This window comes from Promicromonospora vindobonensis, assembly GCF_042685865.1.
GTDB lineage: Bacteria > Actinomycetota > Actinomycetes > Actinomycetales > Cellulomonadaceae > Promicromonospora > Promicromonospora vindobonensis.
The window spans coordinates 2,387,626-2,408,733 of the sequence record NZ_JBHUOG010000001.1 but is presented as its reverse complement, the minus strand read 5'-3'; the positions used below and the strand labels follow the sequence as shown (position 1 = coordinate 2,408,733).

The following is a 21,108-nucleotide window of genomic DNA, read 5'->3' as shown; positions in this document are numbered from 1 at the left end:
ATCACGTGACCGTGACCTTGCGGTATGCCGCGCGTTCCGACGTCGGCCTCGTCCGCTCCAACAACCAGGACTCCGCCTACGCGGGGCCCAACCTCCTTGTCGTGGCCGACGGGATGGGCGGGCACGCCGGCGGCGACGTCGCGTCCGCGCTGACGATCGCGGCCCTGGTGGGCCTCGACCGGCCCGACCACAGTTCCGACCAGTCGATGTCAGAGCTCGAGCGCTCCATCGACCGCGCCAGGCAGGACCTCGTCGACGCGACGACGGCCGACCCGGACCTCGCGGGTATGGGCACCACGGTCACGGCACTGCTGAAGTCCGGCAACACGCTGGCCATGGCCCACCTGGGCGACTCGCGCGCGTACCTGCTGCGTGACAGCACCCTCGCGCAGGTCACCGTGGACCACACCTTCGTCCAGCACCTGGTCGACACCGGCCGCATCACGCCCGACGAGGCCGAGAGCCACCCGCAGCGCAACGTCGTCATGCGGGTTCTCGGTGACTTCGACCTGGACCTCACGCCTGACCTGTCGATCCGCGAGGCCGTGCCCGGCGACCGCTGGATGCTCTGTTCTGACGGTCTGTCCGGGTTCGTGCCCGACGACGAGATCGCCGAGGTCCTCGTCTCGGTCACCACGCCGCAGGACGCCGTCGAGCGGCTCGTCTCGATGTCCATGCGCGCAGGCAGCACCGACAACATCACCGTCGTCGTGGCCGACGTCCTCGACGAGGCCGCTGCGGCGACCACCGCTGTGACCGTCACCCCTGAGATCGTCGGCTCCGCTGCCCTCGCCGGCGTCACAGCGGGAGGCGACGACATGGTCTCGCCCACCTCCCTGCCCGGCTCGGACATCGACGGCGACACCGTGACCAGCTTCACCCGGTCCACCGTCCCGGGAGGCGGCCAGCCCGCCACCTCGCCGATCGCGGTGAGCGTCCTGCCCGAGGCCGTGGCGCAGGACGGCCTTGCCGACACGCTCGAGCAGGCCATGCTCGCGGGCGGGCCCGAGGAGGAGCAGTACCAGCCGGACATCCAGCCCGACGACGACCTGGACGAAGAGGTCGACGAAGAGGAGGCCACGCCGAAGAAGCGCGTCTGGCTGACCGTGCTCGGTGCGCTGCTGCTCGTCGTGGGCCTCGTCCTGGCGGGCTGGGGCGGCTTTCGCTGGACGCAGACCCAGTACTACGTCGGCGAGTCGGACGGCCAGGTCGCCGTGTTCCGCGGCATCCCCGCGACGGTAGGCCCCCTGACCTTCTCGACCCCGGTGGAGCTCACCGGCACCCGTGTCGACGAGCTCCCCGAGTTCGTCGCCAACCGCGTGCACGAGAGCATCCGGGCCACGTCGCTCGAGGACGCCAGGGGGCGGGCCGACCGACTCATCGAGGACGCCACGGAGGAGCCGGAGCCGACGGTGTCGCCCTCGCCGACATCGACGCCCACCTCCACCCCTACCGCGACTGACGAGCCCACCGGTGGCTCCTCGCCGAAGCCCGAGAGGGCTTCGAACGACTCCGGCCAGGAGAAGAACGGATGAGCGCCCTCCGCCCCGAGGAGAACGCCCCGTCCCGCATGGCGGAAGCCGCGCTGATCGTCGTAGCGCTCGCGCTCGGCATGGGCGGCATGTGGATGGTCGGCTACTCGCTCGAGGACGGCCTGCCCGAGGGGTTCTGGACCTACTCGATAGTGCTCGCCGCGCTGGCCTTCACCGCGCACATCGTGCTGCGGCTGCGCGCGCCCTACGCCGACCAGGTGATCCTGCCCGCTGTGGTCCTGCTGAACAGCGTGAGCATGGCGACGATCCTGCGTCAGGACCTGGACCCCGCCGGCATCGATGGCGCCAACGCGTCGCGCCACCTCATGTGGACAGCGTTGGGGATCATCGCGGCCTGCGTGGTCCTCTTCGTCATCAAGGACCACCGCAGCCTGCGCCGCCTGACGTACACGGCGATGATCGTCGGCATCGTGCTGGTGATCCTCCCGCTGATCCCCGGCCTCGGCCGCGAGATCAACGGCGCGCAGATCTGGATCTTCATCGGCCCCTTCTCCGCGCAGCCGGCCGAGTTCGCCAAGATCGCCTTCGCCGTGTTCTTCGCGGGCTACCTGGTCGCCAACCGCGACACCCTGGCACTGGCCGGCAAGAAGTTCATGGGCCTGCAGCTTCCGCGCCTGCGCGACCTCGGCCCGATCCTCATCGTCTGGGCCGTGTCCCTCGCGGTCCTCATCGGCGAGAAGGACCTCGGTACGTCGCTCCTGTTCTTCGGCCTGTTCGTCGGCATGCTCTACCTCGCCACCGACCGGGTGGGCTGGATCGTCATCGGACTCGTGATGTTCGCGGGCGGCGCCGTCGTGGCGTGGTCGATCTTCAGCCACGTGCAGCTCCGCGTGAACATCTGGCTGGACGCGCTCAACCCCGACCTCATGGACGGCCCGTCGTACCAGCTGGTCCAGGGCCTGTTCGCCCTGTCCTACGGCGGCATGTTCGGCGCGGGCTGGGGCGAGGGCTACCCGCAGTACGTGCCGTTCTCCTTCTCCGACTTCATCTACGCCGCCCTCGGCGAGGAGCTCGGCCTCACCGGGATGCTCGCGATCCTGCTGGTCTACCTGGTGATCGTGCAGCGCGGCCTGCGGCACGCGGTCGGCGTGCGGGACGGCTTCGGCAAGCTGCTCGCCGGTGGTCTCGCGTTCGTCATGGCCCTGCAGCTCTTCGTGGTGGTCGGCGGGATCACCCGCGTCATCCCGCTCACCGGCCTGACCCTGCCGTTCATGGCTCAGGGTGGATCGTCCCTGCTCGCGAACTGGATTGTCATCGCACTCATGCTGCGCATCTCCGACGCCGCCCGACGGCCCTCGGCCCTGCCGACCCGCGGCGCCCTGGCCGACCCGGCGCCCGCCGTGGTGGGCGGCGGCGCCATCGAGGTAGGGGGCGGAAGCCCTGTCCAGGCGGAGACCGAGGCCGGTGCCGGCGGCGGCACCACACCTGACGACGCAACACAGATCGTCCGGGGGGTGGACCGGTGAACGCGACCCTGCGCCGCCTGTCGACCGTCGTGCTGGTCATGTTCCTGGCCCTCATGGTGTCCACGAGCTGGATCCAGTTCGTGGCCGCCGGCGAGCTGAACGACCACCCGAGGAACGTGCGCGGCATCTACAGCGCCCTCGCACGTGACCGCGGCCCCATCGTGGTGAGCGGCGGCGAGGCGATCGCCACCTCCGTGCCCGTGGATGACAACTTCAAGTACCAGCGCACGTACTCCGAGGGCGACGCGGGCGCTGCCAGCGTCTTCGCACCGGTCACCGGCTACTTCGCGATCAACGGCACCGTCACCGGGATGGAGCGGTACGCGAACAGCTACCTCGCGGGCGAGGACGACTCGCTGTGGCTCGACCGTCTGCAGAATCTCATCACCGGTGAGGAGGCGCAGGGCTCCTCTGTCGAGACCACCATCGACCAGGACGTGCAGAAGGCCGCCTGGGACGCGCTGGGTGACAACATCGGCGCTGCCGTGGCCCTCGACCCGAAGACCGGAGCCATCCTGGCGATGGTCTCCAAGCCTTCGTACGACCCGAACGCGCTCGCCGTGCACGACGCGACCGAGGTCAAGGAGGCCTCTGAGGCGTTGATCAACGACAAGCCGCAGGTCAACTCCATCGGTGGCGAAGAGCGGTTCAGCCCGTACGGGCCCACCATCAACCGAGCGATCAACGCCACCTACCCGCCCGGGTCCACGTTCAAGCTGCTCACCGCGGCCGCTGCGATCGAGTACGAGGGCATCACCCCGGACACCTCGATCCCGGCAGAGGTCACCTACCAGCTCCCCGGCACGACCGGCGACGGCGGCAGGGTGCAGAACTACGGTGGCCAGGTCTGCTCCGACACGGGCGAGATGCCGCTCAAGGACGCCATGCGGATCTCCTGCAACACCTCGTTCCTCGCCCTGGCCAACGAGGTCGGCAAGGACGGCATGCAGCAGATGTTCCAGGACTTCGGCTTCACCGAGTCGATCGACATCCCGATGTCCACCTCGGTCGGCGCCTACCCCGGCCTGTCCGACACCGCCACGGACGACTCGGCCGCCCGCATCGCCCTCTCCGGCATGGGCCAGGGTGACCTTCGCATGACGCCGCTGCAGGTCGCCATGATGTCGGCCGCCATAGCGAACGACGGCGACCTCATGGAGCCGTACCTCATCCAGAGCGTGCGGGACAGCGACCTCGAGCTCGTCAGCCAGACCAAGCCGAGCCGCTACAAGAGCCCGTTCTCGTCGTCCACCGCCGACGCGCTCACCGAGATGATGGTCGGTGTCGTCAACGACGGCTCCGGCACAGGCGCACAGATCTCGGGCGTCGAGGTGGCAGGCAAGACCGGTACGGCCGAGGACGACCCCCGGTCGCCCACGCTGTGGTTCACGTCGTTCGCGCCGGCCGACGACCCCGAGGTCGCCGTGGCCGTGGTGCTGGAGAACGAGGGCCAGTCCACCGACGAGTCCACGGGTGGCGCCCTCGCCAGCCCGATCGCCGCGCAGATCATGCAGGCGGCGATCTCGAAATGAGACCGGTCGAGGGTCTGTCGCTCGGTGAGCGCTACACGCTCGTGCGGCGCATCGCCATGGGCGGAATGGGCGAGGTCTGGGTGGCGCGCGACGAGAAGCTCGCGCGCGAGATCGCCGTGAAGGTGCTCCGCGAGGAGTACACGGGCAACGAGGACTTTCTTCGTCGCCTGCGCACGGAGGCCCGGAACTCGTCGACCCTCGTTCACCCCAACATCGCCCAGATGTTCGACTACGGCGAGGAGCGCGGAGCCGGCTACCTCGTCATGGAGCTGGTCCTGGGCGAGCCGCTCGCCGACCTGCTCGAGCGGGAGCCGGTGCTCCCGCCGGCCCGACTGCTCCCGATCCTTGCGCAGACTGCCCGCGGCCTGCACGCCGCTCACCTCGCCGGGGTGGTGCACCGTGACGTGAAACCGGGCAACATCCTGCTGGAGCACTCCGGCACCGTGAAGATCACCGACTTCGGTGTCTCGGTGGCGCAGAACCAGGTGCCCATGACAGCCACGGGCATGGTCATGGGCACCGCGCAGTACCTCTCACCCGAGCAGGCGGTCGGCCAGTCGGCCACCGGGGCGTCCGACATCTACGCGCTCGGCGTCGTCGCCTACGAGGCCACGGCCGGACGCCGGCCCTTCACGGGCAGGACACCGGTCGACATCGCGATCGCGCACGTCAACGCGCCGGTGCCCCTGCTGCCGACGTCGGTCCACCCGGGCCTCGCCGAGACCATCACGAAGATGCTGGAGAAGGACCCGGCGCAGCGCATCACCTCGGCGGACCAGCTCGCGCGGCATCTTGACGTGCTCGCCGCGGAGATCGCGGAGGACCCGTTCGGCAGCTCGCGCTTCGCGCGCCGTACCCGCCGTGACGGCCAGCCGGCCGGCCCGCAGCGGCCTGGCAACGGCAGGCCCGGCGCGGCGCAGCCCGGGCCTTCCCACGCGCGGCGCCAGACGCCGTTCGGCCCGACCAGCGGCGGTCGGCACACCACTGTCGCGAACGCACAGTCCGCGCCGCCCAGCCCGGACCAGGGGACGCCCTCCGGTGGGTACGGTTCGGGTACTCCGGCGGGCGGCTACGGCTCCGGCACCCCCGCGGGCGGCTACGGTTCGGGCACTCCGGCAGGCGGCTACGGCTCCGGGCCCTTCGGGTCGGGCGCGCACGGATCCGACTCGGCCGGGTACGGCACGACATCGGGCACCTATGGGACGGACGCCTACGGGCGTCCGTACTCGCCTGCGCCGGGCACGCCGAACGGTGGCCCCGGGTCGGGACCGTACGGTACGGACTCCGCCGGCTACGGCTCGGACTCGGCCGGGTACGGAACCACCTCTGGCACGTACGGCACCGACGCCTACGGCCGTCCGCACGGTTCGGGGTACGTCCCGCCGCCGTCGGGCAGCGGAGCCGGCAACGGTGCTGCAAACGGCACGAGGTCCTATCCGTCGCGCCGTGAGGTGCACTCGACACGCCAGGACGGGCGGAGGGTCCCCCAGCAAGGGCGCTCAGGGGGGCACCCTGGGAAGAGACGGAATCTGTCGTCCGACATCCAACGATGGCTGGGTGGGATCGAGGACCGAATCGGCGTCCGCGTGTCCTGGCCGCTCGTCGCACTGGTCGCGTTGCTGCTGGTGGTGCTCATCATCACGCTGGTCACCGGAGGTGGCGACAACAGCGCTCTCCAGGAGCCGTGGGGTTCCTCCGAAATCTACGCCGAAACGCTGAATCCCCCGGCAGCGGCCGCACTCGCCGCTTCTGGGATGATGCTTTTCAACGAGCCGTATGCCCTGAGGCAGACGGCCACGACATCAAAGGACGTATGAGTGGTGGAGAACACGCCCCGCGTACTCGCCGGCCGTTATGAGGTCGGCGAGCTTGTCGGCCGTGGCGGCATGGCCGAGGTACACATCGGCCACGACACCCGTCTCGGTCGTACGGTGGCGATCAAGGTGCTGCGTTCGGACCTCGCTCGGGACCCGTCCTTCCTGGTGCGCTTCCGACGCGAGGCACAGTCGGCCGCCGCTCTGAACCACCCCGCGGTCGTCGCCGTGTACGACACGGGGGAGGACATCCACCAGGATGCGTCCGGCCAGGACGTGCACGTGCCGTTCATCGTCATGGAGTACGTGGAGGGCCACACGGTCCGCGACATCCTGATCGACGGCGCCGCCGTGCCCATCGAGGAGGCCGTCGAGATCACCGTCGGTGTGCTGAGCGCGCTGGAGTACTCGCACCACGCGGGCATCGTGCACCGGGACATCAAACCCGCCAACGTGATGATCACGCCGACGGGCGCGGTCAAGGTGATGGACTTCGGCATCGCGCGCGCCATGGCGGACTCCGCCGCGACGATGACGCAGACGCACGCCGTGATCGGCACCGCGCAGTACCTCTCCCCCGAGCAGGCCCGTGGCGAGCAGGTGGACACCCGCTCCGACCTGTACTCGACCGGCTGCATGCTGTTCGAGCTGCTCACGGGCCGCCCGCCGTTCCAGGGTGACTCGCCGGTGGCGGTCGCCTACCAGCACGTGGGCCAGGAACCGCAGCGTCCGTCGGAGGTCGCCACCGACGTCCCCGACGTCCTGGACCGCATCACGCTCAAGGCGCTGACCAAGGACCGCGAGCAGCGGTACAGCACGGCGGCCGAGTTCCGGCGCGACCTGGAGGCCGCGATGCGCGGCGGCCAGGTCACCGCACCGATGGTCGGCGCCATGATGGGCGCGACGGCGGTCTCCGGCCAGCCCGCGTACGGCGCCACGCAGGTCATGTCTCCGACCCAGGCGAACTGGGGTCCGTCGACGGCGCAGCAGAGCCCCGTCACGCCCGGAGGCGGGTACCCGGGGCAGCCCAACCGCGGCGACCAGGAGCCCGAGAAGAAGAGCAAGGCCCTCATGTGGTGGCTGCTCGGGATCGCCCTGGCGGCGGTGGCGGCCATCGCCATCGCCATGGCGATCGAGAACGCGGCCAACCAGGAGCCGACGACGGTTCCGGTGCCCCCGATCGCGGAGGGCCTGAGCGCTGAAGACGCGCAGGCCCAGATCGAGGCAGCCGGGCTGACGTTCGAGCAGGCCATCGACAAGGAGTCGGACGTCGAGGAGGGCCTGACCACGGGGGAGACCGACCCCGTGGCCAACTCGGAGGTCTCCGCGAACTCGACGGTCACGGTCTTCGTGGCCGGGGCGCCCGGCCAGGTCACCATCCCGGACGTGCGCGGGATGTCCGAGGACGAGGCCCGGAACCGGCTCGAGCAGGACAACCTCACGGTCGGCGGCACCGAGTCTGAGAACAGCCCCGACGTCGCGGCGGGCATGGTGACCAAGAGCGAGCCCGGCGCCGGGCAGACCGTGGAGGAGGGCGCTGAGGTCTCCCTGTACGTCTCGACCGGTAACACGACGATCCCGAACGTCGTCGGGCAGTCCCGGGAGGGCGCTGAGTCGCAGCTGGCGAACCTCGGTCTCGGCACCATCCAGTGGGACGAGGAAGAGACCGACGAGGTCCCGCCGGGGACCGTCGTCCGCACCGACCCTGAGGCCGGTGACGTGCCGCAGGGCCAGACGGTCACCGTCTACCTCGCCAAGGCGCCGGCTCCCAAGGAGACGCAGGTGCCCAACGACCTCGTGGGCAAGACGCTCGAGCAGGCCCAGGTCTCCTGTACCGGTGTGCGGATCACCTGCGATCAGACGGCCGAGGAGCCCTCGGACATCATCGCCGCCGGCCAGGTCATCCGGTCGGACCCGCAGCCTGGATCCACCGTCGAGGAGGGTGCCTACATCGGCCTCGTGATCTCGACCGGCCCCGCCGAAGGCAACGGCAACGGCAACGGTGAGGGAGAAGGCGAGGACGAGGGCGAGGGCGGGCCCATCTTCCCGTAGGTCTCCAGTTGCCCCGCGGGCCTGACCGGGATACCCGGTCAGCGCAGGATCGGCATGGCGTCGTTGGTCACGAGGTGACCAGCGGCGCCATTCCCTTCGCCCGCTCCACGGCACCCTCGAGGCCACACGTCTCCAGCCAGTTGGCCAGCAGCCGGTGCCCGCCCTCCGTGAGGACGGACTCCGGGTGGAACTGGACGCCGTGCAACGGCAGCTCACGGTGCTGCAGCCCCATGACGATGCCCGACTCCGTCAGGCAGGTCACGACGAGCTCGGCCGGCACGCTGTCCGGCGTCACCGCGAGCGAGTGGTAGCGGGTGGCCGTGAACGGCGTCGGCAGGCCGGCGAGCACGGACGGCCGATCGAGGCCGCCGTCCTGCGCGAACACCTGGCTCGTCTTGCCGTGCATGAGCTCGGGCGCGTGGGTCACCTTGCCGCCGTAGACCTCGGCAAGGGCCTGGTGTCCGAGGCAGACGCCGAGCATCGGGGTCCGGGACCTGGCGCAGGCGCGGATCACGTCCTCTGAAGCGCCGGCCTCCCCGGGCGTCCCAGGGCCGGGCGACACGAGCACGCCGTCGTAGGGCACGGGGGAGCCGTCGCCGTCGTCGTACCAGTAACGGCCGTCGGCGTCGGGGGAGGGCACGGCGTCGTTCCTGACCACTACGGTCCGGGCGCCGATCTGGTCGAGGTAGCCGACGATCGTGTAGACGAACGAGTCGTAGTTGTCGACGACGAGGATGCGCGTCATGCAGGAATGCTACGCGCCGACGGTCGTCTCGTTGAACGGCATGTAGTCGCTGAGCCACGGAAAGAACTCGGTGAAGCACACCGCGACCACGCCGAACACGAGCACGAGGCAGACCAGGAACTTGAACCAGCCCGGCCCGGGGATGGCCCGCCACAGGAGCGCGTACATCAGCTCATCAGCTCCTTCGGCTTACCTTCGCCCACCGGCGACCAGTACTCGAGCTCGCCGTGCACGATGTACCGCTCAGTCGCGGAGAACATCGGGTGGCAGGAGGTCAGCGTGATGAACCGCTTGGTCGGCTCGGGCATGGGTTGGTCGCTCGTCACCCCGGGTACGGGCGCGATCACCTCGACGTTCTGCGGGTAGACGATCTTCGACTCCGTCACCTTGTAGACGTACCAGGTGTCCTTGGTGCGGACCACCAGGGCGTCGCCGTCCTTGAGCTCCGCGATCTGGTTGAACGGCTTGCCGTACGTGGTGCGGTGCGCAGCGAGCGCGAAGTTGCCGAGGGCGCCGGGCATCGCCGTGTCGACGTAGTGGCCGATACCGATGGTGTCGAGCACGGTCGCCTTGTCCGTGCCCTCAGCCACCGGCTTGACGTAGTCGTCACCGAACCGGGGGACGTACATCTGCGCGAAGAGGCCGCCGGCTTCCGGCGGCTCCTTCATGACCGGCGGTGGCCCGTGGTGCTCGGTGGCGGCCTCCGGCCCCTGCGGGGCCGACTCCCAGTCCATCTCGGCGATGATCTCGCTCTGGGCCCGCGCGCCCTCGACGTCGGTCCACCAGAGCTGCCACACCACGAAGAGCCCGAGCACGAGGCCTGCGGTGACGAGGAGCTCACCCAGCACACCGATCAGCCAGGCGACGGGCCGCATGGGCGCCGCGGCACCGCGCTGCGGGCGCCGCGCGTTGCGCGGACCCATGCCGGACGGACCGCGTTGATACGCGATCGGGAAGACCTCCTGTGACAGTGGCACGTTGTGGCCGGCCTGCGCGTGGGTCATCCAAAGACCTCCGTACCATCGGGAACCGTCGCATACTGCAGACCGCCGCCGCCGTACGCGGGGAGGTCCAGGTGGTCGCTGCTCTGCACGTCCCAGCCGAGGTGTACCCAGTCGACGTACTCGAGATACGTCTGCACACCCTCGGAGCTCATCAGCGCCGACTCCATCTTCGCCGGGTCTCCGACCGCCGTCACCTTGTAGGGGGGTGAGAACACCTTGCCGTGCAGCAGCAGGATGTTTCCGGAGCAGCGAAAGGCCGACGTCGAGGTCACGCGCTCACCCTGCAGTGTCATCGCCTCGGCTCCACCTGCCCAGAGGGCGTTGATGACGTGCTGGAGATCCTGCTGGTGCACCACGAGATCGTCGGGCTGCGGTTCCACCCCGCCGGGCCCCGCGCCGACCGACGTCGACGGCGCGTCATCGAGCGTCACCGTCAGCCCGGTACCCGCCACCGGCGCGGAGCCGGACACGACACCTTCGCGTTCCACCAGGTCACCGTCCTGCGTGGGCACAGTCGTGCCGGCACGCGCACTGAGCGTCTCGATCTCGCGGTCGAGCTCGCTGGTGCGCTCGGTGAGCTCGGCGACCCGCCCCGTCTCGGCGTCCACCAGCTGCGCGAGGTCCTGTGGGTCGCGGGTGTCGGCACCCCCGCCGTCGGCCAGTCGCACACTCGCACTGAACATGAGGCCGGCCAGCACCGCCACTGCGCCCACACTGAGCCAGGGGCGCCACCGCGCGTGCAATGTGGCGCGCACGAAGCCCTTGTCGCCACCAACGGCGGACCGCGCGGGGGTCGGTTCTGCTCCGGTCACCGCGTCCCTCCTGCAACATTCGACAAACCCGCGGACGCGTCTGGTCACGACTCAGGCCTGTGGACCACTACGCTAGTCCACGAGCAAGCAGACGTCGGCTCGGCACACCCGTCGGGCGGACCACACCAGGACAGGAGCCCGCCTCGTGCCCGAGTCGAAGTCCCGCAACAAGAAGAAGGCCACGGCCAAGGCTGAGAAGTCCGAGGCCAAGGTCGGTCTGTCCGGAGAGGCGACCAACCCGCGTTGGCTCGCCCCGGTCATGCTTGGCCTGATGATCCTCGGCCTCGTCTGGATCGTGACCTTCTACCTCACGAGTTCCGAGCTCGGCCTGCCGATCCCGCAGCTCGGTCAATGGAACCTCGCGGTCGGCTTCGGCCTGATCATCGTGGGTTTCGGTCTCACGACCCGCTGGAAGTGACGGCGCCGCGGCCGCACTGAGGCGGCCGCGGCACTGTGTCCCTATTTATCCACAGCTGTGGGTAAAGCTGGGGAAAAGAGAGTGGTGACACACCGCCAGCTCGGCAGATCGGCCCCGTTCCGCGGGTTCGGCAGGTCCGCCGAAGTTCCGCGGGTGTTCACAGGACGCCCAGCGAGCTGTAGCGCAGCACCGCCAGGCCCACCAGGAGTGCGACACCAGCGACGGGAACCACCCAGGCGACGGCGGCCCGGCGCTCCTTCGGTGCGTACGCGTACGCGGCTGCCACCAGAGCCCCCGTGACGAGCCCTCCGAGGTGCGCCTGCCAGGAGATGTTCGGCACGAAGAACCCGATCGCACCGTTGATCGCGAGCAGGACGAGCACCTGGCCCATGCTTCGGCCCAGCCGCCGCATCACGGGAAGCATCGCCCCGAACAGGCCGAACACCATGCCGGACGCGCCCACCACCGGCGTCTGCCAGGCAGCCGACGTGAGCGGGTCGCCCGCGAGCAGCAGTACGGCGACCGATCCGCCGACGGCGGAGAGCAGGCACAGGACCGCGAAGCGCAACCGCCCGAGCAACGGCTCGAGAAACTGCCCGGTTATCCACAGGGCATACATGTTGAACAGGATGTGCAGCGGCGACGTTGAGTGCAGGAACGAGGCGGTGAGGAAGCGCCACGGCTCCATCAGGCCGCCCCAGGGCCAGAACCACAGCGCCTCCGTCCACGCACCCCTTGTCACCAGCTGGAGCAGCCAGCTCACGACACAGATGCCGATGATGGTGAGCGTGACGACCGGACGACCGTTGACCGAGGCGCTGTCGGCAGAGCCGCCGAAGACGGTCCGGACCCGAGGTGCCGTTCGCTTCGTCTCCCGGACGCAGTCGACGCACTGCACGCCGACGGCCGCCGGCCGCTGACACTCCGGGCACGCCGGTCTGCCACAGCGCTGACACCGCACATAGGCCACCCGGTCCGGGTGGCGCGGGCAGACGGGAGCCTCGGCCTCGGTCGGCTCCTCGGCGGCCGGGTCGTTCATCGCGATACGTCCTCAGTCCCCTCGGTCCTCAGTACTGTCCGGTCGTGCTGGTCCAGCCGGAGCGGCGCAGGAGCCGTCGCTCAGGGTTCGATGGTGACGGACGTGATCGTGATGTCCTCGACAGGGCGGTCGCCCGGACGCGTGCGCGTCTTGCCGACCTCGTCGACGATCAGTCGCGATGCGTCGTCAGCCACCTTGCCGAAGATGGTGTGCTTGCCGTTCAGCCAGGGAGTCTCTGCGGTGGTGAGGAAGAACTGCGACCCGTTGGTTCCCTCGACCTCGCCGGTCACCGGGTTGCGGCGCTTGCCGGCGTTGGCCATCGCGAGGATGTACTTCTCGTTGAACTGGAGCTCCGGGTGGATCTCGTCGTTGAACGTGTACCCCGGACCGCCGGTTCCCGTCCCGAGCGGGCAGCCGCCCTGGATCATGAAGTCATCGATGACGCGGTGGAAGATCAGGCCGTCGTAGAACGGGTCCTTGCGCTCCTCACCGGTCCGCGGGTCCGTCCAGGCCTTCTCACCGGTCGCGAGGCCGACGAAGTTCTCGACAGTCTTGGGCGCGTGGTTCGGGAAGAGCTCGATTCGGATGTCACCGGAGGTGGTGTGCAGGATTGCGAACATGCATCAATCCTCCCACGGAGCGGCCCGCTGGCGCTGCATCGACTTCGCCCGCCCTCGCCAGCAACGGCAGGCGGTGGCAGAGTGGCACCTTGAGGAGTATCTGAACAGTTCGGGGGGAGCTTCATGACCCGCAAGAAGGTGACCGATTACGTGGACACCAGCAAGATCGACTCCGAGAAGGTCAAGGAGAGGGCCGCGGAGGCCTCAGCCCTGCTGTCCGACGTCAGCTCCAGGGCCGCAGTGCAGGCCGAGGCTCTTGCCGCACAGGCAAGGGGCCAGGCTTCGAGCGCCAAGGAATGGGCCCAGCCCCGCGTCAACGACTTCATCGCCTGGCTGACGCCACGCGCCGAGAAGGCGTGGCAGGACAGCCTTCAGGCTGCGGCGCCCCAGGTCGAGAAGGTCGCGGGCAAGGCTGCGCCGCTCATCGACTCCGCACACGACAAGATCGTGGACGACCTGCTTCCGAAGATGGTCGCCACGTTCAACGAGGCCGCGTCCAACGCCGCATCGGCACAGGGCAAGGCATCGCTCGCCGAGACCGTGACTGCCGCGGCGGACAAGGCGAACAAGAAGGGCTCCAAGAAGGGCTGGCTCATCGCGCTGGCCGCCAGTGGTGCCGCTGTCGCCGGCTACGTGTTCTGGAAGCGTGCACAGCCGCAGACCGATCCATGGGCGGAGCCCTGGGAGCAGGGCACGGGAGCCGACTACACGGACGGCTCCGCCAGGCACGCGTCCGGCGTCGGCTCGGCGGCGGGCTCCGCCGTCGCCAAGGGCAAGGAGGCGGGGGCACGGGCCGCACAGACGGCCAAGGACCTCGGCGTCCGTGCCTACTCGGCGGCGAGCCCCGCCTTCGAGGCCGCCAAGGAGAAGGCCGCTCCGGTGTTCGACGCCGCGTGGTCGTCGGCACAGAAGGCGAGCTCCGCGATGTCCGACGCCGCCCAGAAGGGGCGCACCGGCGGGCACGACCCGATCGTCCCGACGCCGGAGGCAGCGGGCCGCGGTCCCACTGCCGCTGCTCCGGCGCCTGAGAGCTCAGTCCTGGGCGAGCCAGCCCCGGCAGAGCCCGTTGTCGACGAGCCGATCGTCGACAACGTCCCGCCCGCGCAACCCAAGCCCGCGGGGGAGACCAAGCAGGAGGGCTGACCTCCACCTCTCCCTGAGCAGCACCGGAGGGCCCGGCCGCAGTGGCCGGGCCCTCCTGTGCTGCTCCCAGAACGATCGACGTTGCGTCACCCGCCGATCGGCGTCGCCGTCCCCGTGAACGGGTCGAGCTGGATGAACGCCTCGGTCGGGTCACCGTCGTGCACGAGGGACTCCTGGTTGACGACGTCGTCGAACGCGAAGGCGTATGCCTTGCCGTCGGCCATCTGCTCGTGGATGTGCTTGGCGTAGTAGTTGGTCACCGAGTCCTGGTAGAAGCCGGCTGGGTCCTGGGTCGGCTGCGTGGCGCTGTCCAGCAGGGAGGACCGGTTGAATCCCGCACACAGCGTGCGGGCGATGGCGCCGACGTCGTCGTTCGGAGCAGCCAGGTCGCCGGCACATCCGAAGATCGACTCACCAGACGGCTTGGGGAACGACGCGACGACGGCGCCGGAGGTGTCGGTGAACGTCATGGTGTCGCCGGAGACGGTGCCGAGGAACTTGGTGTCCGGCCGGTCGCCGTACGGCACCACGGTCAGGGTCTCGCTCGAGTACTTGCTCCAGACCCGGTCGACGTAGTCGGAGAGGACGTTGGCGTCGATCTGGCCCGTGCCGACCGCGTGGCCGGGGGAGAGCACCCGCAGCACCGAGCCGTCAGGGGCAGTCTGCGCGAGGCCGTCCCAGCCCTCCTGCTGGGAGAGAGCCGAGACGACGTTGTCCCAGCCGTCCGGCTTGAGCATGCCAGTGTGCCGGAGCTCCCCGTTCGAGGAGCGCAGGCCGGTCTGGTAGGGCGCGGAGAAGAAGTCGACCTGCGTGCTGTTGATCCACAGGCCGGAGTCGTTGAGCGTGTACTCGGTCCAGTTGAAGAGGATGTCCCGGTTGGGATCGTCCGGGTTCTGCACGGCCGGCTGCACGAGCTGGCCGTCGTTGACGATCTTGAAGTCCAGCTTGCTGCCGTACGAGAAGTAGACCCGGCCCGACAGCTTGGGCATCTGGATGGTGACGTCCTGCCCGTCGGCCGGGCCGGTGATCGATGCGTCCGGTGCCGGCTCAGGGACGCTCCCGGCGTCGGGCCAGGCGTGGAACGTACCCTCGGCGTCGGCGTAGCCAAGTTCGCCGCCGGACTCGCCAAGGACATAGATGAACACCTGATCACCACGACCCGAGTCGTTGGTGATGGTGAGCGGGATGGTGTCGGGTACAGCTGTGGCCGTCGGCATGGCGACCGCTGCGGCCGACAGGGCGGTGGTCAGCGCGGCGGCGGTGCCGATGAGTTTCCTGGTCAGGGACACGCGGTGCTCCTCGGATCAACGAGGGGCTGGTCAGGTTGGGTGGTGCTTGCCCCTCGCGTTCGAGGTTATGGAAGGAGTCCTGCCTTGTCAGCACTCTGCGAGCGATTGCGGGTGAAAAATGCCCGAGGCGGCCAAACATAGGGGAATCCCACAGGGCCGACGTACGTGTTTTCGCTGAGCAGAGCCGGGCCGACCACGGAAACGGAAACGAGTGGCGGAGCCAGCGGGACTCGAACCCGCAGCCCCCTGCTCGAAAAGCAGGTCTTGACGCGGTGTCATGCCTGGTCAGAGGCTGCTTCGCAGCCGGGCGGGGCGCACATGGGGCGCACGGGTTCAGTGAGCGGGCCGCAGTCGGCGCAGCGCGAAAGCCTGACTGCCCGCGAACAGCGCGATGTCGACCGCGACGGCGAGGACCGCGGCGAGCACCAGCAGGGTCGCGCCGAGCGCGGAGACCGCGGCGACGGCCATGGCGGCGAGCAGGTTGGCGACCATCACCAGGCGCAGGGCCGTTCGCAGCTGCAGGCGCGTCAGCAGGACGAGGATGAGGCCGGCCCACAGGACCACTGCGACCCCGGCGACGACTAGCGTCCAGACGGGCACCGGGAGGGAGGTCGCGATCGAAGGGGCCGCGATCGCGACTCCCGCTCCGAGCAGCGTGCAGTAGGCGGCGTCGAGCCTGAGGCTCAGCCGCCCGATTCGGTCGCCGGACCAGCGGGATCGATCATTCGCGCGCCGCATGACGTCCATACTATCCAGTCAGAACCTGATCTCCTGGAGGCGCAGCGCGAGCATGCGGTCACCGTTGTACCGAGCGAGGTAGCGAGCAAAGCGCGCCTCGCTGAGCAGCCCGTCGAGGATGTCAGGGGCCGCGCACTTCCACGTCCGGACATGGAAGAGGCCGCCTCCCTCGCGGGGAAGCGGCCTCTGACCTGCGGTTTGTGGAGCCTAGGAGATTCGAACTCCTGACATCCGCCTTGCAAAGGCGGCGCTCTGCCAGCTGAGCTAAGGCCCCGTAGTGGGTCTGTATGGAGTTATGGGCTCCTGCTTGCAAAGCAGGTGCGCTACCGATTGCGCCAGGGCCCCGCTGAGGGCCGCTCAGTCGATCGAGTCGGTGACCTCGGACCACAGATCGCGGCCTGCTGCGTCCTCACTGAGCTTGCGCCAGAGAACGTAGCCGGCGCCAGCAGCGAGCAGTACTATGAGCAGCTTCTTCACGAGTTCCTCCTGAGGAGCCTCTGCAGGTCCGGGAGTGGGGCTAGGAGGACTTGAACCTCCGACCTCTTCCTTATCAGGGAAGCGCTCTAACCGTCTGAGCTATAGCCCCGGGCGAGCGTTCCGCACGCTCACGCGACACTGGAGATTACCCCAGGTAGGGACGATGTCCCAAACCGAAAACGTGGTCCGCGGTGTGACGTGCATCGAGTCGTGCGCAGCAGCGCACGAGAACGCTCTGGGCGACGCCGAAAGAGGCGTCAGTCGTCGGTCAGCGTCATGTGCACGCCGCCGACGAGTGCTGCAGTGATGTTGTACAGGAACGCCATGATGGTGGCGATCGCCGTCAACAGGACAATGTTACAGATGCTGATCAGCGTTGCGAGCGAGATCACGCGGGGGAACTCCACGAACTGCGTGAGGTTCACGTTGCTCTGCGGTCCCACTGCATCCACCACGAACTCCTGCACCGTGGTGAACACGCCGAAGCTGTTCAGCACCGACCAGAACACCGCCGTCGCGACCACCGTCATGATCGCGACCGCAACGGCGAGCAGGAACGCCAGCTTCATGACGGACCACGGGTCCACGCGCGAGATCGCGAGACGCACGCGGCGCGGGCCTGCCGGAGCGGGAGCCGGACGTCCTGCCTCCGGCGTGGGGGCCGACGCCGGCTGGGTGGGCGCCTGCGGCCCCGATGCGGCCGCGGCCTGCGCGTCGGCCGAGGTCGCGGTACCGCGTACTCCAGCCGCCGTGTAGTGCATCTCTGGACGGGCCTTGGTCTCGTTCGCGGGCGTGGACGTCCGCCCCTCGTCGTCCGGCATGATCGACGTCACCTTCTTGGCTGCACTGCGGGCCGCGTCGAGGGCCGCCTGAGCTGCCTTCATCGCACCGGCCCGGACGCCGTCCGTACCCTCGGCAGCACCCGTCGGGGGTGCCGGCGGGGCACCGGGCGCCGGAACCCGGTTCCAGGACTTCGCGCTCGCATCAGGCTCCTGCGCCGGAGCGCTCTGCGGAGTCGGCGTTCCCTTCGAGGCCGGAGCGTCGGCCTTCTCCGACACGCGGCCGATCGCCGAGACCAGACCTGGCGGGGCCTTCGGCTCGCTCTTCGCCGGCTCGGCCGGCGCGGGCTCTTGCTCCTTGCCCGATCGACCCGCCTCGTACGCGGACCGCCAGATACCACCGGTCGTCGGTACGGCCGAGGCGTTCTCCTCCGGCGCCGGCGGCACCGGAGCCTCCGCGCGAGGCGTGGACTGCTTGGACGCGCTCGGCCTGGACGCGGCCGGTGCCGGCGGCGGTGCGGGGACAGCGACCGGCCCGGACCTCAGGTCAGTGTTCTGGCTCGCACCGGAGGCACCGTTCGAGGCAGCGCCGGACTCCGCGGCATCCGCCGTCGGCGCCTTGCTGCCCGAGCTCGCCCCCCGCTTCGCGGTGTCGGGCGCCTCCGCCGGAGCCTGCTCCCCGGTCACGTCCTTGCGAACCCGGGTGGTCTCCAGGTCTTCATCGAGCGCGGGCGACGCCGTGCGCACGGGCCCGCTCTTGTCACTCGTCATCAGCTGTCCTCGCGTCCGGTGCTGTCCTGCTCAGGGCTGCTCGGAACTTCTTCAGGGTTCGGAATCTCTTCCACGGTAACCCGCTCCTCGGGGTCGCCGTCGGAGTTCTCGTCCACAGCACCCACGACATCGGCCACGTCTTCACGCTCCGCGTTGCGTGCGACGGCGATAATCCTGTCGCCCTTGTCCGGCTTTGCGAAGGTTACTCCCTGCGTGTTCCGTCCGGTGAGATTGACCTCGGCAACCGCGGAACGCACGATCTTGCCGCGCTCCATGATGACCAGCACCTCGTCGTCCGCGTACGTGACGAGCGCACCCACCAGGTCGCCACGGGCCTCGACAAGGTTTGCGACCTTGATCCCGAGGCCACCGCGGCCCTGGACCCGGTACTCCGAGATGCGGGTGCGCTTCGCGAAACCACCCTCGGTGACGACGAAGAGGTCGGCGCCGTCGATGACGACGGCAGCGGAGAGCAGCTCGTCCTCCTCCCGGAACTTCATCCCGGTGACGCCAGAGGTGGCGCGGCCCAGCGGACGGATCGACTCGTCGTCCGCGTGGAACCGGATCGACTGCCCCTTGCGCGACACGAGGATCAGGTCGTCGTCGGCGTTCACGAGCCGAGCGGACACGAGCTCGTCCGCTGCGCCGTCGGCGTCCTCGCGCAGGTTGATCGCGATGAGGCCGCCCGAACGCGGTGAGTTGTACTCGCTCAGGCGCGTCTTCTTCACGAGGCCACGCCGCGTGGCCAGCACCAGGTACTCAGCAGCCTCGTAGTCGGGGATGTCGAGCACCTGGGCGATCTTCTCGCCAGGCTGGAAGGCCAGCAGGTTCGCGACGTGCTGGCCCTTGGCGTCCCTGGCACCCTCGGGCAGCTCGTAACCCTTGGCCCGGTAGACCCGGCCGAGGTTGGTGAAGAACAGCATCCAGTGGTGGGTCGTCGTCGTGAAGAAGTGGTCCACGATGTCGTCCTCGCGCAGCTGTGTGCCGCGCACGCCCTTGCCCCCGCGCTTCTGCGAGCGGTAGTTGTCCGTCCGCGTCCGCTTGGCGTACCCGCCACGCGTGATCGTGACGACCACGTCCTCCTCGGGGATGAGGTCCTCCATCGACATGTCGCCGTCGTACGGGAGGATCGTGGTGCGACGCTCGTCGCCCCAGCGCTCGGTGACCTCGTCGAGCTCCTCACCCACGATGGACCGCTGCCGCTCCGGCTTGGCGAGAATGTCGAGGTAGTCCTCGATCTCGGTCCGCAGCTTCGCGTGCTCGTCGAGGATCTTCTGCCGCTCAAGAGCTGCCAGACGACGCAGCTGCAGTGCGAGGATCGCATTCGCCTGCTGCTCGTCGATGCTGAGCAGCTCCATCAGCCCCGTGCGCGCCCCGTCGGCGTCGGGGGAGCGCCGGATCAGCGCGATGACCTCATCGAGCGCGTCGAGGGCCTTGAGGTAGCCCTCGTAGATGTGGATCTGGTCCTGTGCCTCCTTGAGGAGGTACTCGGTACGCCGGCGGACCACCTCGATCTGGTGCGTGGTCCAGTGCCGCACGAACGCGTCGATGCTCAGCGTGCGCGGCACCTCGTCGACCAGTGCGAGCATGTTGGCGCTGAAGTTCTCCTGCAGCTGCGTGTGCTTGTAGAGGTTGTTCAGCACCACCTTCGCCACGGCGTCGCGCTTGAGCACGATCACCAGGCGCTGCCCCGTGCGGCCCGAGGTCTCGTCACGGATGTCCGCGATGCCCTGGATGCGGCCGTCGTTGACGAGGTCCGCGACCTTCGAGGCGAGGTTGTCCGGGTTCACCATGTACGGCAGCTCGGTGATGACCAGGCAGATCCGGTTCTGGATCTCCTCGACGTTCACCACCGCACGCATCGTGATGGAGCCACGGCCCGTGCGATAGGCGTCCTCGATGCCCTTGTGGCCAAGGATCTGAGCACCCACCGGGAAGTCGGGGCCCTTGATGCGCTGCAGGAGCGCCTCGAGCAGCTCCTCGCGCGTGGCCTCGGGGTGGGCGAGGTGCCACCGGACGCCGTCGGCGACCTCACGCAGGTTGTGCGGCGGGATGTTCGTGGCCATACCGACCGCGATACCGGCCGAGCCGTTGACCAGGAGGTTCGGGATGCGCGCCGGAAGGACCACCGGCTCCTGAGTACGACCGTCGTAGTTCGGCCGGAAGTCGACGGTGCCCTTCTCGATGTCGCGCACCATCTCCATGGCGAGCGGAGCCATCTTGCACTCGGTGTACCGGGGGGCGGCGGCAGGGTCGCTACCCGGCGAACCGAAGTTGCCCTGGCCGGCCACGAGCGGGTACCGCAGCACCCAGTCCTGGACCAGACGGACCAGGGTATCGTAGATGGCGGTGTCACCGTGCGGGTGATACTTACCCATCACATCGCCGACGACACGCGAGCACTTGGAGAACGCGCGGTCGGGGCGGTAGCCGCCGTCGTACATCGCGTAGATGACACGGCGGTGCACCGGCTTGAGGCCGTCCCGCACGTCGGGCAGGGCGCGTCCAACGATCACGCTCATCGCGTAGTCGAGGTACGACCGCTGCATCTCCAGCTGCAGGTCCACCTGCTCGACGCGTCCGTGGTGGACCGCTACTCGCGCGTCCTCCACGGGAATGCCGTCGTCAGAGTTGTCCACGCCGGGGGTCTCGTCCGTCACCGTCTGTACTTCCTTTCCACGCCGGTGGGCGTGTCACTTCGTCTCCTGGGCCGCCATGTCCGTGCCGGGTGCCACGCGCCCGAGCAGGGCGGGGGCTCCGGGGCTCGCGAGCTCCTGGCTCGCGAGCCCACTCCTCAGATGACTCGGCTCACGTTGATTTCTTCCGGGGCTCGCAAGCTCGCTCCTCAGATGACTC

At 69.0% G+C, this 21,108-nt stretch carries 18 protein-coding genes and 2 tRNA genes; 7 read left to right on the top strand and 13 right to left on the bottom strand.

The window, feature by feature from the left end; genetic code table 11:
- Positions 1-5: 5 nt before the first annotated feature.
- The 5 genes from ACFS27_RS10885 to pknB are packed head-to-tail and all read left to right on the top strand — an operon-like array spanning position 6 to position 8,417.
- Positions 6-1,535, top strand: coding sequence for a PP2C family protein-serine/threonine phosphatase (locus ACFS27_RS10885; protein WP_377182780.1), 1,530 nt, complete (start codon positions 6-8; stop codon positions 1,533-1,535).
- Positions 1,532-3,019, top strand: a complete 1,488-nt coding sequence (locus tag ACFS27_RS10880; protein ID WP_377182778.1) for an FtsW/RodA/SpoVE family cell cycle protein — start codon at positions 1,532-1,534, stop codon at positions 3,017-3,019. Before ACFS27_RS10885 ends, ACFS27_RS10880 begins: the two co-directional genes overlap by 4 nt.
- Complete coding sequence (locus ACFS27_RS10875) at positions 3,016-4,551, top strand: peptidoglycan D,D-transpeptidase FtsI family protein (protein ID WP_377182776.1); 1,536 nt, start codon at positions 3,016-3,018, stop codon at positions 4,549-4,551. Before ACFS27_RS10880 ends, ACFS27_RS10875 begins: the two co-directional genes overlap by 4 nt.
- On the top strand, positions 4,548-6,368 hold the full coding sequence (locus tag ACFS27_RS10870; RefSeq protein WP_377182774.1) for a protein kinase domain-containing protein: 1,821 nt from the start codon (positions 4,548-4,550) through the stop codon (positions 6,366-6,368). The genes ACFS27_RS10875 and ACFS27_RS10870 overlap by 4 nt, the downstream gene beginning before the upstream one ends.
- Positions 6,369-8,417 (top strand): Stk1 family PASTA domain-containing Ser/Thr kinase, encoded by a 2,049-nt coding sequence (pknB, locus tag ACFS27_RS10865; protein WP_377182772.1) that lies wholly within the window; start codon positions 6,369-6,371, stop codon positions 8,415-8,417.
- Positions 8,418-8,484: 67 nt separating this feature from the next.
- On the opposite strand, the gene ACFS27_RS10860 is transcribed toward pknB, so the two are convergent.
- From ACFS27_RS10860 to ACFS27_RS10845, 4 genes are read right to left on the bottom strand one after another with little or no spacing between them, the layout of a single operon-like run.
- Positions 8,485-9,162 (bottom strand): anthranilate synthase component II, encoded by a 678-nt coding sequence (locus ACFS27_RS10860; RefSeq protein ID WP_377182770.1) that lies wholly within the window; start codon positions 9,160-9,162, stop codon positions 8,485-8,487.
- A gap of 9 nt (positions 9,163-9,171) precedes the next feature.
- A complete protein-coding gene (locus ACFS27_RS10855; RefSeq protein ID WP_377182768.1) occupies positions 9,172-9,330 on the bottom strand; it encodes a hypothetical protein in 159 nt (52 codons plus the stop codon).
- Entirely contained in the window at positions 9,330-10,166 is an 837-nt protein-coding gene (locus ACFS27_RS10850) for a class E sortase (protein ID WP_377182766.1), read from the bottom strand. Before ACFS27_RS10850 ends, ACFS27_RS10855 begins: the two co-directional genes overlap by 1 nt.
- Positions 10,163-10,978, bottom strand: coding sequence for a DUF881 domain-containing protein (locus tag ACFS27_RS10845; protein ID WP_377182764.1), 816 nt, complete (start codon positions 10,976-10,978; stop codon positions 10,163-10,165). Before ACFS27_RS10845 ends, ACFS27_RS10850 begins: the two co-directional genes overlap by 4 nt.
- A 145-nt stretch (positions 10,979-11,123) precedes the next feature.
- On the opposite strand from ACFS27_RS10845, the gene ACFS27_RS10840 reads away from it, so the two are divergent.
- Positions 11,124-11,396, top strand: coding sequence for a cell division protein CrgA (locus tag ACFS27_RS10840; protein WP_377182762.1), 273 nt, complete (start codon positions 11,124-11,126; stop codon positions 11,394-11,396).
- Positions 11,397-11,553: 157 nt separating this feature from the next.
- Here the strand turns inward: ACFS27_RS10840 and ACFS27_RS10835 are convergent, their stop codons facing one another.
- Positions 11,554-12,435, bottom strand: a complete 882-nt coding sequence (locus ACFS27_RS10835; protein WP_377182760.1) for a rhomboid family intramembrane serine protease — start codon at positions 12,433-12,435, stop codon at positions 11,554-11,556.
- A gap of 80 nt (positions 12,436-12,515) precedes the next feature.
- Positions 12,516-13,055, bottom strand: coding sequence for a peptidylprolyl isomerase (locus ACFS27_RS10830; protein WP_357465327.1), 540 nt, complete (start codon positions 13,053-13,055; stop codon positions 12,516-12,518).
- A gap of 123 nt (positions 13,056-13,178) precedes the next feature.
- Between ACFS27_RS10830 and ACFS27_RS10825 the strand changes: the two genes are divergently transcribed.
- On the top strand, positions 13,179-14,198 hold the full coding sequence (locus ACFS27_RS10825; RefSeq protein WP_377182758.1) for a hypothetical protein: 1,020 nt from the start codon (positions 13,179-13,181) through the stop codon (positions 14,196-14,198).
- A gap of 86 nt (positions 14,199-14,284) precedes the next feature.
- Here the strand turns inward: ACFS27_RS10825 and ACFS27_RS10820 are convergent, their stop codons facing one another.
- The 7 genes from ACFS27_RS10820 to gyrA form a co-directional block, all read right to left on the bottom strand.
- Positions 14,285-15,487 (bottom strand): beta-1,3-glucanase family protein, encoded by a 1,203-nt coding sequence (locus ACFS27_RS10820; RefSeq protein ID WP_377182755.1) that lies wholly within the window; start codon positions 15,485-15,487, stop codon positions 14,285-14,287.
- A 333-nt stretch (positions 15,488-15,820) separates the two neighbouring features.
- Positions 15,821-16,225 (bottom strand): hypothetical protein, encoded by a 405-nt coding sequence (locus ACFS27_RS10815; RefSeq protein WP_377182753.1) that lies wholly within the window; start codon positions 16,223-16,225, stop codon positions 15,821-15,823.
- 201 nt (positions 16,226-16,426) lie between these two features.
- Positions 16,427-16,499, bottom strand: a tRNA-Ala gene (locus ACFS27_RS10810).
- A gap of 83 nt (positions 16,500-16,582) precedes the next feature.
- Positions 16,583-16,702, bottom strand: a complete 120-nt coding sequence (locus ACFS27_RS10805) for a DLW-39 family protein (RefSeq protein WP_253874143.1) — start codon at positions 16,700-16,702, stop codon at positions 16,583-16,585.
- 35 nt (positions 16,703-16,737) lie between these two features.
- A tRNA-Ile gene (locus tag ACFS27_RS10800) sits at positions 16,738-16,811 on the bottom strand.
- 148 nt (positions 16,812-16,959) lie between these two features.
- Complete coding sequence (locus ACFS27_RS10795; protein WP_377182751.1) at positions 16,960-18,252, bottom strand: DUF3566 domain-containing protein; 1,293 nt, start codon at positions 18,250-18,252, stop codon at positions 16,960-16,962.
- Positions 18,252-20,912: a DNA gyrase subunit A gene (gene gyrA, locus ACFS27_RS10790; protein ID WP_377182749.1), complete on the bottom strand. Its 2,661-nt coding sequence runs from the start codon at positions 20,910-20,912 to the stop codon at positions 18,252-18,254. The genes ACFS27_RS10795 and gyrA overlap by 1 nt, the downstream gene beginning before the upstream one ends.
- Positions 20,913-21,108 lie beyond the last annotated feature (196 nt).